The organism is Tritonibacter sp. SIMBA_163, from assembly GCF_046535935.1.
Taxonomy (GTDB): domain Bacteria; phylum Pseudomonadota; class Alphaproteobacteria; order Rhodobacterales; family Rhodobacteraceae; genus Epibacterium; species Epibacterium scottomollicae.
Genome location: NZ_JAWJBP010000435.1, coordinates 1 through 273, shown reverse-complemented (window position 1 = coordinate 273; position 273 = coordinate 1). Strand labels below are relative to the sequence as shown.

General features: G+C 48.4%; 1 protein-coding gene. It reads right to left on the bottom strand.

Annotation, left to right across the window (positions count from 1 at the left end; genetic code table 11):
- A partial coding sequence (locus R0J92_RS23025; RefSeq protein WP_411053377.1) for a WD40 repeat domain-containing protein occupies positions 1-273 on the bottom strand: 273 nt, incomplete at both ends.

The window sequence follows — 273 nt, the reverse complement described above, 5'->3', positions numbered from 1 at the left end:
GTGGCAATCAAATCGGGAGAACGAGGAACAAAGGTAACGGCATATACCCAATCCGTATGTCCTTGTAAAATTTGGCAGCAGCGACCGGTTTTCACCTCCCACAGACGCACGGTGGAGTCTGTACTGGCACTGGCAAGGATTTCCCCGTTTTCTGCCCAAGCCAGACCATAAATAAAATCCTCGTGTCCCGCTAAACTTTGCTGAAATTCCCCCGTTTGCCAATGCCATAATTTAATCGTTTGATCATTACTGCCACTAGCAAGGGTTTCGCCA